The organism is Tritonibacter litoralis, from assembly GCF_009496005.1.
Lineage (GTDB): Bacteria > Pseudomonadota > Alphaproteobacteria > Rhodobacterales > Rhodobacteraceae > Epibacterium > Epibacterium litoralis.
The window spans coordinates 229,533-241,152 of sequence record NZ_WIBF01000002.1; the positions used below are offsets into that span (position 1 = coordinate 229,533).

Below are 11,620 nucleotides of genomic sequence, written 5' to 3' on the forward strand. Positions count from 1 at the left end.
GGCGGGCACCTCCCGCCAAATTCCGGGGGCATTAAAATGCCCCCGTTTTTGTTGGGCCGAGCTGCGGGCCTGACCGCCCGCAGCGGTGCCTGGCGCACAGGGCGTGGCCAAAGCCACCTCTTGTTTTGCAAATCATCTGCCGCTTTAGTGCGGGTATGACCCCATTTCGCTTATCAGCCACATCATCGCAGCTGCCGGAAACGCATGCGCTTATGCAGGAGAGCTTTGCCTTTATGGAGGGGCGGGTGCAGCCCCCCTCGTCGATAAAGGAGCTGACCCAGGACCGGTTGGCGGACTTGGCCGACAATCAGGAAGTCTGGTGTCTGGGTGCGCCGGTTGCAGCTGCTGTCGTCCTGAGCCTGCGTGGAGATGTGTTGTACATTGGAAAACTGGCCGTCCATGGTGATCACCGCGGGCGCGGTCTGGCCCGTGCATTGGTCGATCACGCCGAACGACGTGCGCACTTTCACCGATGCCTTTGGATGGAGCTGCAGGTGCGGGTGGAACTGGTTGAAAACCAGAGAGCCTTTCAGAAACTGGGCTTTACGGAGTGGGCGCAGACAGCCCATCCTGGCTTTGACCGGGTGACATCGTTGACATTCAGACGCCCTGTGGAAAGCAGGTCGCCGTAGAGTGATGGATTTGAGAGCACCCTACCGGGTGACATTTTCTGGTGGTTTTGTTTTGACTGAATTTCGTGTAAAATTTGACACTTAACGGCCACGCCTCCTCTTAAATCTGCTGACCAACACGGTGATGCAGCCGAGCAATTCAAGGCATTATTTCTGATAGTTTCATGCAGCGACGACGCTTATTGAACTTTGTTCACAGAGAAGCTGACTTATACTTGCCAAAGGCCCCTATCCGCCGTTTGCATAAGAGTACCAGTATTTTCCTGTTTTGGGAGACCGCATGAGCGATACACAACAGCACCTGTCCGCCCCTTTGAAACTGTCCCAACGATACATGATGGAAGAAGCCTTTGACTTTGCGCCCATCGGATTGGTGGTTACGGAAAACCGGGTGATCATGGAATGTAATCTCAGGTTCTGCCAAATTTTTGGCTACGAACGTTCTGAGATGTTGGGGCAGCTTTTTGCGTTTCTTTATCCGTCGGAAGAAGAGTTTTTGAACATCACCCACCGCGGAGACGCCCGACTGCGGGCCGGTGCGCTTTATTGGGATGAACGCGTCATGCGCCGCAAGGGCGGGGATCTGTTTTGGGTGCGGGTTCGCGGCCACAGTTTTACCCCGGATGATCCTTTGTCACAGGCGGTCTGGAGCTTTGCGGATCTGTCTGCCAATCGTCCCTATCAGCAACTGACCCGGCGTGAGCGTGAAGTCTATTCGCTTTTGGCAGAAGGGTTGACCAGCAAAGAAATCGCGCGCCGCTTGGAGTTGAGTCATCGTACCGTCGAAGTGCACCGCGCCCGACTGCTGCGCAAGGTCGGCGTCAATAATACTGCCGCTCTGTTCTCCTCGCTGGGCGATATCACGGGCGATCACGTTGTGGATGAATGACAGCGTCGGTTTGCGTCCAGGCAGGGTTGACCAAGCTCTCCCGCCCGGGACAACCGCTTTGAAAAGCGGCCTTCCCCGTTGGGCAGAGCGCCGCGCAGAAGCGCGGCGCGGGTGTGGCAAATCATATGCTGGTTCGAATCTCAGTCTATATTGAATATCGCCACAGGGCTCCCTTGGAGCGTTTGGTGTGTGAGAGAGGACGTGCTGTACTAAAGACGATCCACGACTGTGACGCGATTTCTAAATCGCTCACTCACAGGCGAGGGTGTCTGCCAAGGTTGGGTCTTGTGACAACCGTCCCAAGTCCTGTGTGGACACGCGCCCCTGGCTGAGCCGCACAGCGATAATGCGCCGCCAGCCTGCATCAACTGTGACGATCTCAGGCCCTTGACCGCAGTCGCGCAGCCCCGAAGTTATGAAATCCTGCCCGATCTGATGGTTGGTGAGCCCGGCGTGGCTGATGACGTCCTGCAGCTGACCGTCACGGTAACGCCAGATCCGCAGGGTCTTGGCCAAATGGGGCCGGTCAATATAGGCCAGTTCAACAAATCCGTCGCCATCCAGATCGGCCGCACCAATGGGCGCAAGCCACCGATGTGTACGCCCGATATGCGGCGTCTGCGCTACCTTGTGGCCGCGAAAGTCATAGATCGCCAGCTGTGCCCCTTGGGTGACATCCGTTTCAATCACCATCACCTCATGGTGACCGTCTTGATCAATGTCCACAAGCCGGGGGGCAAGGTCTTCGAACACGTGATCCTGCGGCAAGATCACCGTTACCCCCTGCGGGTGTGCCGGGCTCACCAGCGTGAGGCTGCCGTATTCGATGGCATCGCCCAAAACGCCATGCCCGTAACGCCCGGTAGGGTCGCCGAACTGCGCGGAACTCACACCTTGGGCATGGCTTGGAACCGGAGCCACAGCCACCAAGGCCGCCAGCCACAGGCACAGGTGCTTGCGCGCGCGGCGCACGGAACCGGGCCACCTGCGGGTCCGAGGACGCCGCGCATCCATTGCTTTGTCCCCGACCCTCATCGGCATCAGATCTGCTTTTCAGGCATATGGACGACCAGCCCGTCCATGTCGTCCGTGACCTTGATCTGGCAGGTCAGACGCGACCGGGCCGGATCCGGCTGGAAGGCAAAATCCAGCATATCCTCTTCCATGTCATCTTTTGCAGGGATCTTCTCGACCCAGTCCTGCGCCACATAGACGTGACATGTCGAGCAGGCGCAGGCACCGCCACAATCTGCTTCGATGCCCGGAATATTGTTGTCGCGCGCGCCTTCCATCACGGTCAGCCCGCTGGCCACCTCTACAACATGCTCGGTGCCATTGTGCTCAACATAGGTAATTTTTGCCATCAGTGCCGTGCCTTCCCTTTTTCGGTACTTGCCTTCGTGTTTAGCCAAGCCCGGCTGATCAAACCAGTCCCATTTCAACCCAGCCGCCTGATGTCTCAAAGGGCTTGGCGCGCCAGTCACTTTGTTCTACATTTGTTCTCATCCAATCTTCGGGAAATACACTTAAATTCACAGCAAGGTTACGGTACCTCCTATGATGCAGCCCGCGCCGCTTCTGCCATCACAGCACGTCCCCTTGATCGGGCTGGCCAGCCTGCCGGCCACGGCCCTGCGGAGCCGTGCAAACAACAGCACGGTCACGGTGGCGGGCTTGGTGATTCTGCGTCAGCGCCCCGGCACAGCCAAAGGGGTGATCTTCCTCACGCTGGAGGATGAGACCGGCGTGGTGAACATCATCGTCTGGCGCAAATTCTATGAAACCTTTCGCCGCGCAGTGATCGCGGGCCGTCTGTTACGGGTCACCGGGCAATTACAACGCGCCCATGGGGTCACCCATGTGATTGCCAACCAGATCGAGGATATCTCACCCATGCTGGACCTGCTTCTGGCCCCTCAGGGGCGTCGCGACGATCCGGCCTTTGCGCCCACAGAAGACTTGGGCTAACCTGCGCCAAATACAGGCTGAAACTCAACTACACCCCATGCAATTGCCCCCTGCTCCGCTGCTAATCCCGTTGCACCTTGCACTGCTCCTGCTTGGGCTGGGGGCATGCACGGTCGCGCCCGTAGAACAAGTGCCGCAGGGGCTTGGACAATCGGTGCGCAGCGCTGCCCAAAAAGCACCGCCCGGCGCCCCCAAGGGCAGCTGCTGGGAAACCGAAATCACCCCCGCCGTGATCGAGACCGTCACCCGCCAAGAACAGGTCACTCCCCCCGAAACCAACAGCGCAGGCCAGATCATCCGCCCGGCCCGGTTCCGAACCATCACCCGCCAAGAAGTGGTGCGCCCGCGCAGTGAACGCTGGTTTGAAACCCTCTGCCCAGCCCAGCTGTCACCGGATCTGGTCGCCACGCTGCAACGCGCGCTTCAAGTGCGTGGACATCACCGCAGTTCCGTCACCGGCCGATTGGACACGTCCACCAAACAGGCAATATTGGCCTATCAACGCGCACAGGGCCTAGACAGCTCGGCCCTGTCACTAGAAAATGCACGCAAACTTGGATTGATATCCGTAAAACGTTAACCCGTACCCATCCGGTCTTGGTCTTTCGGCACAGCCGCCGGGGCCTCTGCCCCCGGACCGCCCCCAAAGGAGCCCATACAATGGCCTCACTTCCTACCACCGGGTTCTTGTCCGGTGCTTCCGACAGGCTGCGCGATATGCTGGACAGCCAGGCCACTGAGATCGTCCTCAAAAGTGGCGAGACCCTGTTTGAACAAGGGGCAGTTGGTGAGACCCTGTTTGCCGTGATCGATGGAGAGTTGGAGCTATCGGTCCTGTCCTCCAACGGGCGCAAGCACATTTTGGACCGGCTACGCGCTGGCGCTGTGTTTGGTGAGATTGCCCTGTTTGACCCAGGGGTGCGTACCGCCTCTGCCCATGCGGTTGGCGAATGCACCCTGCGCCGGATCCGTCGCAAACATGTGGTGGCACAGATCCAGCAGCACCCGGAATTGGCCAGTGACCTACTGCGTCTGGCGGGCCAACGTATGCGCTGGATGAGCACGCAGCTGAATGAACAGGTGTTCCTGCCGCTTCCCGTCCGACTGGCCCGCAAACTGCTGCATCTGTCCCCCGAAAGCGAGGATGGGCGGTTGTCTCTGTCTCAGGCCGAACTTGCAGAATATGTCGGCGCCACCCGCGAGGCGGTGTCCAAAACCCTGTCGGGCTGGAAACGCAGCGAGATCCTGGAAATCAGCCGTGGCAAAGTGGAAATTCTGGACCGTGCGGAACTTGAAAGCCTGGCCGAGCCTGACATGATCTGACCAGCAGCAGGGCGCACATAAGAAAGGCCGGGACAAAGCCCGGCCTTTCTCAGTTCAGATCGCCTGAAAAGTTATCATTCGCTGAGGTTCAGCGCCACAAACCGTGGCTCGCCATTGCGGCGCACCAAGAGCAAGAGCGACTTGCGGCCCGCCTCTTTGACCTCTTCGATGCGGGTTTCCAGCGCAGCCACATCAGTGACTTTCTGCTGACCTGCTTCGGTGATCACATCCCCTGCCCGCAGACCTTTTTCCCAGGCTTCAGACGCTTCATCCACCGACAGGATCACCAGACCATCGGTGCCTTCGGGCACGTTCAGCGTCTCGCGCTGATCATCGGTCAACGGACCAACGGTCAGACCCAGCAGTTGCTTTTCGCTTTCTTCCGGCGCAGGCGCTGTTTCACCGTCAGCATCGGCCTCACGCTCGGCATCTTCCCGGCGACCCAAGGTTACACGGATGGTTTCGGTCTTGCCTTCGCGGAAGACCACAACACGCACGGTTTTACCGACCTCAGAGTTGCCAACCTGGCGCACCAGACCACGGGTGTCTTTGACCTCAACCCCATCAAAGGTCAGGATCACGTCGCCCGCCAAAAGGCCTGCTTCTTTGGCTGGGCCTTCCGGCACATCGGTGACCAATGCCCCTTCGGCATCGTCCAGCCCCATGGCCTCGGCCACATCCTGGTCAACATCTTGGATCCGAACACCCAGCCAGCCGCGGCGGGTTTCGCCAAACTCTTTAAGCTGCGCGACCACTTTGCTGACCACGTTAGAGGCCATCGAAAAGCCGATCCCGATCGAACCACCGTTGGGCGACAGGATCGCGGTGTTCACACCAATCACTTCACCGTCCATATTGAACAGTGGTCCGCCCGAGTTCCCGCGGTTGATCGCAGCATCGGTCTGAATAAAGTCATCATAGGATCCAGACAATGCGCGATTGCGGGCCGAGACGATCCCAGCCGAAACAGAGAAGCCCTGCCCCAGCGGGTTGCCCATGGCCACAACCCAATCGCCAACTTTGGCCGCGTCACTGTCGCCAAACTGCACATAGGTCAGCGGCATCGGAGCCTCAACCTTGAGCAAAGCCAGATCGGTGTTGCGGTCGGTACCGATCACTTTGGCTGGCAGCATCTCAGAGGGCTGACCGTCGCCAGGGAAAAACTCAATCTCGATCTCATCCGCGCCCTCAATGACGTGGTTGTTGGTGACGATAAAACCATCTTCTGAGATCACAAAACCCGAACCCAGCGCTGATGAGCGACGCGGACGGCGGCCTTCGTCGCCACGGTTCTGGAAATCGCGAAACAAATCTTCCAGCGGGGAGCCTTCGGGCACGATACCCTGCGGGCCGGTGCGGCCTTCGACAACAGTTGATGTCGTGATATTCACCACCGCCGGGCTCACCTGCTCTGCCAATGGCGCCAGGCTTTCAGGACGGGCCTGGGCGACAACCACCTGCGCCAACATCAACGCAGTGGTCAAAACCGCCAGAGCATACAGACGCCAGGGCGCATTCTGCCGCGTCTGACGAGTTAAAATTGATACTTGTGGCTGCACGGAACTACTCCTTGTCCTAGCCGAATTCGTCCTTGGTCCAATGTGGTGACATCCGCTGGACCTTTGATCCAGGCAAACTGCCGACCTCGGACACGCAAAAGCAATGTAGTGTCTCCACTTCGGGCTACAATGAATGTTGCACAGTTTCAAAACGAAGTGAAAGAGCTTGAAACAGTTTGCGACATTTCCTTGCGCGAACCTGTCGCTCCGACGCCCTGAACTTGCCCTCATAGCAAACGAATGTTCTCCGAACCGTTTAAAACCAGGCTCCCACACGCTCGTCTTCCTTGGAGCAGAAGAAAAACATCACCCAGGCAACTTAGACAGTAGCGAGCGTACAATCAGCTTATGAAACGGTGTGATTGTGAACAGGTAGGCATAACCAAACCAATGCCTTCGCGCCACCAACGTTGAAAGCCTCACTACACTACCGCGCTCATGAGAGGCCACCTCTACCAACACGCGAAAGTTCAGATGCCAGTCATCAAATCCAAACACCACTGACTGATCAGATTGATGAGTGATTGGAAAAGCACCGACCTTTTCACTGTCGACCGAGATCACTCCGGTTCGCAACCCAATTGGAGCTACAATCAGATTGCGCGCGGTGTTCAAAGCACGCACCCAAAAAGGTGGTTCGCCAGCAAACATCACATCAACAGCATCCTGCGCCGAATTGAGGTCCAAGCTTGTAGCCTTCTGAAAGGAATCCACCCAATTGGCTTTTTCAAGAAACGGGCTTGGCAGCGAAAACGGAATTTCCCGAATAACGGATCGGCGCATCTAGTGGGTCCTCTTCACCAACAACTGCAAACAGGCAGACATATGTTTTCAAACCGTTTTTCACCGCTCGCGAGGTGGTTGAAATGTGGTGTTCTGACGCGCCCGAAGCTGGAAGGTGTGGCCAGCACACAAAAAAACCGGCCCTGCATGCGCAAGGCCGGATAAATGTTTCCACCTGGGCTTGGCCTACCGCCCTGCGCCAGTTGCCGACTTCAAGTAGTTGAAGAACTCACTGTCAGGCGACAGGACCATCGAGGAATTGCCAGCCTGCAGCGCTGCCGAATAGGCATTGAGCGAGCGATAGAATTCAAAGAATTCCGCATCCGCACCATAGGCGTCTGCAAAGATCGCGTTGCGCTCTGCATCCGCTTCACCGCGGATCACCTCGGCTTCGCGTTCTGCTTCTGAGACCAGCTCAACCTCGGTCCGGTCAGCTTGCGCACGCACACGCTGGGCGGCTTCTTCACCGCGCGCGATCTCGTCAGCGGCTTCCCGTTCACGCTCTGCACGCATCCGTGAAAAAGTTGCTTCCAGGTTGGCTTGTGGCAGGTCGGTGCGTTTCAGACGCACGTCGATCACCTCAAGGCCCAGAGACCGCGCCTGTGTGATTGCACCGTTGCGGATCCGCAGCATCAACGCGGCCCGGTCAGATGACAGGATGTCGTTTGAGCTTACAGAACCCAGAACCTCACGCGTTTGGTCGCGCATGATCTTGTCCAGCCGACGCTGCGCACCGGCGATACCTTCGCCCGCAACCGCCTCACGGAAAGAATTCACATCGGCAATCCGATACCGCGAAAAGGCATCTACAACCAGACGGCGGTCATCCAACGGGGTGACTTCCAGTGGCCCAACCTCAAGGCTAAGGATCCGGTCGTCATAGCGTACCACCTCATCGATGAACGGCGCTTTGAACGCCAGACCTGGATCTTCTTGGATCTGAACCACACGGCCAAAGCGCAGAACCAGAGCTTTTTGACGCTCATCCACGATAAAGATCGAAGACAGCGCAACAAAGACCAGACCCGCCAGAATTGGGATCAGCAGATTTGATTTTTTCATCAGTTGCCCTCCGAACCAGAACGGCGCAGTTCATTCAGTGGCAGATAGGGCACGATGCCAGATCCTTGCCCTGCGGTGTCGTCCAGGATGATCTTGTCCACCCGGCTCAACACGTCTTCCATGGTTTCCAAGTACAGACGTTTGCGCGTGACGTCTGGCGCTTTTTGGTACTCTTCCAGAACGGCCGAGAAACGGCTGGCTTCACCCGAGGCTTCGTTCACAACACGTGCGCGATATCCTTCGGCTTCTTCCAGGATTTGCGCAGCCTGACCACGGGCCCCCGCCAATTTTCGGTTTGCATAAGCGTCAGCTTGTTTTTCCAACCGATCCCGTTCCTGACCCGCAGATTGAACCTCGCGGAAGGCGTCTTTTACCGGTTCTGGCGGATCGGCACCGTCAAAGTTCACACGAACCACGTTGACGCCGGAATCATAGCTGTCCAGCGTCGACTGGATCAGCTCTTCCAGCCGGTCGCGGATCACACCACGGTCGCGGTTCAGGATTGGCGCCAGTTCGGACTGTGCGATGATCTCACGCATGGCAGATTCAGACACCGCGTTAATCGTTGTCTGCGGATCACGCAGGTTGAACAGGAACTTGGCCGGGTCTGAGATGTTCCAGACCACCTGGAAATCCACATCAATGATGTTTTCATCCCCGGTCAGCATCAGACCAGCGTCAGAACCACGTGAACCTGCACCGATGTTTTCGGTCTGCTCCACCCGCACCTGCAACACTTCGCGGGTGACCAGCGGCCATGGCGCAAAGTTCAGTCCCGGCTGGCCGGTCTGGGAGTATTTACCCAGAAACAGTTCAACCGATTGTTCTTCGGGCTTCACCGTGTAAACGCTGCCAAAGATCCACAGACCAACGGCTGCGACACCGGCCAACAGCAATGACCCTTTGGTGAACAGCGGTGCACCGCCGCCCGAGCCACCGCCACGTTGGCCGCCACCGCCATTGCCGCCGCGACCGCCCATCAGGACACGCAGCTGCTCCTGGCCTTTTTTGACCAGCTCGTCGATTTCGGGAATCTGGGGGTCCTCAGGGCGGCGACCACCGTCACCTCCGCCGTTGTTGTTGCCCCGGTTACCTCCCCCAGAAGAGCCTCCGCCCCCCCAAGGGCCACCATTATTGCCCGCCATATGTCTCCTATCCCTTAAGAGTTCCACCGTTCAGGTGGTAAGCCGCCCATGTGACGGCCTCCTTGTAACCTGAACGTTTTTTTCGAATTTTCAAGTTGTCCGCACCGGTGTTTTCATGGTCACCAGCTCTTCAGTCATGGTTGGGTGCACCGCTACGGTACGATCAAAGTCTTCCTTTGTTGCACCCATCTTTACGGCAATCCCCGCCAGCTGGATCATTTCGCCCGCACCCGGTGCGACGATGTGACATCCCAGAACCTTACGCGTTGCTTTGGAGACCACAAGCTTCATCATCACCTTGGCCGCACGACCAGCAAAAGACTGCTGCATCGGTTTGAACGAAGTTGCGTAAACCTCGATCGGCTCCTGTTTGGCCGCGTCCTCTTCGGACAGGCCCACGGTGCCCATTTCCGGCTGGGTAAAGATCGCCGTGGGGATCAGATCATGATCCGGGCTGGTGGGGTTGCCGTTAAACACGGTTTCCACAAAGGCCATGCCTTCGCGGATCGCAACGGGCGTCAGATTGACCCGGTCGGTCACATCGCCAATCGCATAGATCGAGGGCACTTTGGTCTGGCTGTAGGCATCCACCTTCACCTCACCTTTGGCGCCCAGTTCCACACCCAGCTCCTCAAGGCCCAGGCCTTTTGAATTCGGTGCACGGCCGGTGGCATACATCACTACGTCAAACAGGGTCTCGTTGCCCTTGGTGTCGGTAACGCGGATTTTGTCACCGTCTTTTACCATCGCGGTCACATTGGTCTCAACCTGCAGATCGATGCCAGCCTCAACCATGCCATCCGCAACTGTATTACGCGCCTCTTCGTCAAAGCCGCGCAGGATCTGCGCCCCGCGATAGAACTGGGTGGTTTTGACGCCCAGCCCGTTCATAATGCCCGCAAACTCGGATGCGATATAGCCGCCGCCAACAATCAGAATGCTTTCGGGCAGTTTTTCCAGGTGGAAAATCTCATTCGAGGTGATCGCCAGATCGCTTCCCGGGAATTCCGGAACGGTTGGCCAGCCGCCAGTGGCCACCAGAATATGTTTTGCAGTCTTTTTTGTGCCATCCGCCAGCAGCACTGTATGCGCATCCGCCACGGTTGCGCGCTGGTCAAAGCTCTCGACGCCTGAGTTGGCCAGAAGCTTGCGATAGATCCCTTCCAGACGGTCCAGCTCTGCGTTCAGCTTGCCGCTGAAGACATCCCAGTCAAAGCCGTTTTCCGAAATGTCCCAGCCATAGGCACGGCCATCTTCGACCATGCTTGGATATTCGGATGCGTAAACCATCAGTTTCTTGGGCACACAGCCCCGGATCACACAGGTGCCGCCATACCGGCTCTCTTCGGCCAGGCCAACGCTGGCCCCACCGCTTGCGGCCACACGTGCTGCCCGCACGCCGCCGGATCCGCCACCGATAACAAACAGATCGTAGTCAAAGCTCATGACTGTCGCCCCTTCAGAAGTCTTGTCGAGGTATCCCACAACGAGACACCAATTGCCATACGCCCAGTTGGTCGTTTTTGCCCAAGTTTCAACCGCCTGCTGCAAGACCTTTGGTTTTCACGCTGGCTTTTGGTCTCATAGTCGCAAAGATGTGAAGGGGATGTAAAAAAATCAGGCGTTAGTTAGGACACAAAATGGCGCTGCGCCTTGAGTTGTTCTGACCGCGGGCGATCCCATCCGGGCCAATACTGCGACAGCACCGTCTGGAAACGCGCAGTTTCTTCCCGATCCCGTGTTTCCACAGGAAATTTCATAACGCCGCAGCTGCCATTTGGTCGTGCATATCGGACCTTTACCCTTGCCCCAAACATACCGCGCCACGTCGAATATGGCACGAACCACTGCACATCCTCCCAATGCAAAAATTGACTATGAGGCCGCTCGGTGGACAGACCTGCATCAGTGACAACCGTGTGGGCTTTGGCCCCCATCGCTGCGTCAGTGGTTTCTTGCAAGTAGTCGGACAGCAGCTGTCCCTGCGGAGGCCCCCTGCGCAGCCGAATTCCACCAGTTTGCGCGCCTCCACGAGTGATGAGAATAAGAGCGGGAACGGCGCAAAGACCTTTTACAAATTCAATAGGTATGCCAGCCCAAACCGCTACAAATTCGGCCCATAAGTATCCAAGCACCCAAAACAGGATGAACAAGACAACCAATAACCAATGAAAAAGCCTCTTACCTCGAAGGGGCGCAAAAAGCTCGGCCGAACCACGCGAGTTGCTAAAGACCATCTTATAATTACCTACTATCAAA

Annotated in this window: 13 protein-coding genes; 5 read left to right on the top strand and 8 right to left on the bottom strand. The window is 57.4% G+C overall.

The features are described 5' to 3' along the window. The first annotated feature begins 155 nt into the window (after positions 1 to 155). Positions 156 to 632, top strand: coding sequence for a GNAT family N-acetyltransferase (locus GFB49_RS05305; RefSeq protein ID WP_153214768.1), 477 nt, complete (start codon positions 156 to 158; stop codon positions 630 to 632). A gap of 334 nt (positions 633 to 966) precedes the next feature. After that, positions 967 to 1,521 carry a LuxR family transcriptional regulator gene (locus tag GFB49_RS05310; protein ID WP_214644945.1) on the top strand — a complete coding sequence of 185 codons (555 nt, stop codon included), beginning with the start codon at positions 967 to 969 and terminating at the stop codon, positions 1,519 to 1,521. Between the two features lie 249 nt (positions 1,522 to 1,770). Here GFB49_RS05310 and GFB49_RS05315 read toward each other — a convergent pair whose 3' ends face one another. Together GFB49_RS05315 and GFB49_RS05320 are read right to left on the bottom strand one after the other, a co-directional pair. Then, positions 1,771 to 2,556, bottom strand: a complete 786-nt coding sequence (locus GFB49_RS05315) for an FG-GAP repeat domain-containing protein (protein WP_425505189.1) — start codon at positions 2,554 to 2,556, stop codon at positions 1,771 to 1,773. Positions 2,557 to 2,561: 5 nt separating this feature from the next. Then, positions 2,562 to 2,885 carry a 2Fe-2S iron-sulfur cluster-binding protein gene (locus GFB49_RS05320; RefSeq protein ID WP_153214770.1) on the bottom strand — a complete coding sequence of 108 codons (324 nt, stop codon included), beginning with the start codon at positions 2,883 to 2,885 and terminating at the stop codon, positions 2,562 to 2,564. Between the two features lie 193 nt (positions 2,886 to 3,078). On the opposite strand from GFB49_RS05320, the gene GFB49_RS05325 reads away from it, so the two are divergent. The 3 genes from GFB49_RS05325 to GFB49_RS05335 all read left to right on the top strand — a co-directional run bounded on the left by GFB49_RS05325 (position 3,079) and on the right by GFB49_RS05335 (position 4,812). Next, positions 3,079 to 3,489, top strand: coding sequence for an OB-fold nucleic acid binding domain-containing protein (locus GFB49_RS05325; protein WP_153214772.1), 411 nt, complete (start codon positions 3,079 to 3,081; stop codon positions 3,487 to 3,489). 154 nt (positions 3,490 to 3,643) lie between these two features. Beyond that, entirely contained in the window at positions 3,644 to 4,069 is a 426-nt protein-coding gene (locus GFB49_RS05330) for a peptidoglycan-binding domain-containing protein (protein ID WP_343032479.1), read from the top strand. 80 nt (positions 4,070 to 4,149) lie between these two features. Then, positions 4,150 to 4,812 carry a Crp/Fnr family transcriptional regulator gene (locus GFB49_RS05335; protein WP_153214775.1) on the top strand — a complete coding sequence of 221 codons (663 nt, stop codon included), beginning with the start codon at positions 4,150 to 4,152 and terminating at the stop codon, positions 4,810 to 4,812. 74 nt (positions 4,813 to 4,886) lie between these two features. Here the strand turns inward: GFB49_RS05335 and GFB49_RS05340 are convergent, their stop codons facing one another. The 6 genes from GFB49_RS05340 to GFB49_RS05365 all read right to left on the bottom strand — a co-directional run bounded on the left by GFB49_RS05340 (position 4,887) and on the right by GFB49_RS05365 (position 11,598). Further along, entirely contained in the window at positions 4,887 to 6,281 is a 1,395-nt protein-coding gene (locus GFB49_RS05340) for a Do family serine endopeptidase (RefSeq protein ID WP_153214990.1), read from the bottom strand. 396 nt (positions 6,282 to 6,677) lie between these two features. Next, the gene (locus GFB49_RS05345) at positions 6,678 to 7,154 is read right to left on the bottom strand and encodes a DUF2867 domain-containing protein (protein ID WP_153214777.1); all 477 of its coding nucleotides are present in this window, start codon (positions 7,152 to 7,154) and stop codon (positions 6,678 to 6,680) included. A gap of 186 nt (positions 7,155 to 7,340) precedes the next feature. Next, positions 7,341 to 8,216, bottom strand: a complete 876-nt coding sequence (gene hflC, locus GFB49_RS05350; RefSeq protein ID WP_153214778.1) for a protease modulator HflC — start codon at positions 8,214 to 8,216, stop codon at positions 7,341 to 7,343. Next, positions 8,216 to 9,361 carry an FtsH protease activity modulator HflK gene (gene hflK, locus GFB49_RS05355; protein WP_153214780.1) on the bottom strand — a complete coding sequence of 382 codons (1,146 nt, stop codon included), beginning with the start codon at positions 9,359 to 9,361 and terminating at the stop codon, positions 8,216 to 8,218. Before hflK ends, hflC begins: the two co-directional genes overlap by 1 nt. A gap of 90 nt (positions 9,362 to 9,451) precedes the next feature. Beyond that, positions 9,452 to 10,807, bottom strand: coding sequence for a glutathione-disulfide reductase (gene gor, locus GFB49_RS05360; RefSeq protein ID WP_153214782.1), 1,356 nt, complete (start codon positions 10,805 to 10,807; stop codon positions 9,452 to 9,454). Positions 10,808 to 10,989: 182 nt separating this feature from the next. Beyond that, entirely contained in the window at positions 10,990 to 11,598 is a 609-nt protein-coding gene (locus tag GFB49_RS05365; protein ID WP_153214784.1) for a hypothetical protein, read from the bottom strand. Positions 11,599 to 11,620: the final 22 nt, after the last annotated feature.

Excerpts from the sequence above, each read along its gene's own strand:
- GFB49_RS05320 (WP_153214770.1), bottom strand. The coding sequence starts at position 2,885 with ATGGCAAAAATTACCTATGTTGAGCACAATGGCACCGAGCATGTTGTA.
- GFB49_RS05340 (WP_153214990.1), bottom strand. The coding sequence starts at position 6,281 with ATGTTGGCGCAGGTGGTTGTCGCCCAGGCCCGTCCTGAAAGCCTGGCG.
- hflC (WP_153214778.1), bottom strand. The coding sequence starts at position 8,216 with ATGAAAAAATCAAATCTGCTGATCCCAATTCTGGCGGGTCTGGTCTTT.
- GFB49_RS05305 (WP_153214768.1), top strand. The coding sequence starts at position 156 with ATGACCCCATTTCGCTTATCAGCCACATCATCGCAGCTGCCGGAAACG.
- GFB49_RS05365 (WP_153214784.1), bottom strand. The coding sequence starts at position 11,598 with ATGGTCTTTAGCAACTCGCGTGGTTCGGCCGAGCTTTTTGCGCCCCTT.
- GFB49_RS05335 (WP_153214775.1), top strand. The coding sequence starts at position 4,150 with ATGGCCTCACTTCCTACCACCGGGTTCTTGTCCGGTGCTTCCGACAGG.
- GFB49_RS05345 (WP_153214777.1), bottom strand. The coding sequence starts at position 7,154 with ATGCGCCGATCCGTTATTCGGGAAATTCCGTTTTCGCTGCCAAGCCCG.
- GFB49_RS05315 (WP_425505189.1), bottom strand. The coding sequence starts at position 2,556 with ATGAGGGTCGGGGACAAAGCAATGGATGCGCGGCGTCCTCGGACCCGC.
- GFB49_RS05325 (WP_153214772.1), top strand. The coding sequence starts at position 3,079 with ATGATGCAGCCCGCGCCGCTTCTGCCATCACAGCACGTCCCCTTGATC.
- gor (WP_153214782.1), bottom strand. The coding sequence starts at position 10,807 with ATGAGCTTTGACTACGATCTGTTTGTTATCGGTGGCGGATCCGGCGGC.
- hflK (WP_153214780.1), bottom strand. The coding sequence starts at position 9,361 with ATGGCGGGCAATAATGGTGGCCCTTGGGGGGGCGGAGGCTCTTCTGGG.
- GFB49_RS05310 (WP_214644945.1), top strand. The coding sequence starts at position 967 with ATGATGGAAGAAGCCTTTGACTTTGCGCCCATCGGATTGGTGGTTACG.